This window comes from Bacillus sp. P4_D3, from assembly GCF_056401855.1.
The window spans coordinates 1-831 of sequence record NZ_JBFUIN010001094.1; the positions used below are offsets into that span (position 1 = coordinate 1).

At 28.4% G+C, this 831-nt stretch carries 1 protein-coding gene and 1 pseudogene; both read right to left on the reverse strand.

The annotated features are described in order from the left end of the window. Positions 1–227, reverse strand: a 227-nt coding sequence (locus AC1DTM_RS29480) for a GNAT family N-acetyltransferase (RefSeq protein ID WP_477001590.1), incomplete at its 3' end; no start/stop codon positions are given. Between the two features lie 395 nt (positions 228–622). After that, positions 623–831 (reverse strand): annotated as a pseudogene (locus AC1DTM_RS29485) (BC_2878 family exosporium-associated protein); the annotation flags it as partial.

Genomic DNA, 831 nt, shown 5'->3' on the forward strand with positions numbered 1-831 from the left:
CTTTCAGGGATGTTACGTAATAACTCTTCTGTCTCTTTCGCATTTGGATCCCCAGCGTAAAATGTGAAAATTCCTACCGTAATCTGTGCTACTGTCGGGTTTTCAAGATTGTTCACCCAAGCGATGCCCATATGTCCTTGTAAATAAGAAAGTAGAACAACATTATTAAAATCCTCGAACATAGAAACTAATTTTTTTCTTGTATGTATATTTGCTTCATATATCATTTACATTCCCGCTTTCTTTAAAATCAACTAGGCTCAACATTTTCATGAGTTAACTTTTATTAGTATTTTTATACACACTTATTTATTATCTAAGTAAATGTCTATGAAACTCAACCTTCAAATATCAAATAATTATAAATTATACGTAAATGCAAATTTATTATAACATCTAATTCTATTGAAATGATTTTCCTATAAAAAAATGCTACATACTTATCTACTCATTAATTTAGAATTAATATTCCTACTTTCTGCAAACTTTACTCAGTTTCAGTAAAAATTTAAAGAATTAGAGCGATGGGATCCAAGATACATTTAATCGATTAATATATTTTATGTAACAACTCTCATACATAGCATAGTATAGTGTATGAGAATTAATTGAAATAGATACGTTATAACTCCTTCTTAGAAGTATAAGATTCCGTCTCACCATCTTTATATATTTTAGTCAACTTAATAATTGACTTGTACGTATTATTATCATTGATTATCATTTTTTTCATCTCTTCTATTTCCGCATTGCCAGTTCCACTCTCTATTTTTAAACAGTTTGAAATTTCGAGGTATCCACTTGATGCGAAAAGAATGATAAACGTAATAT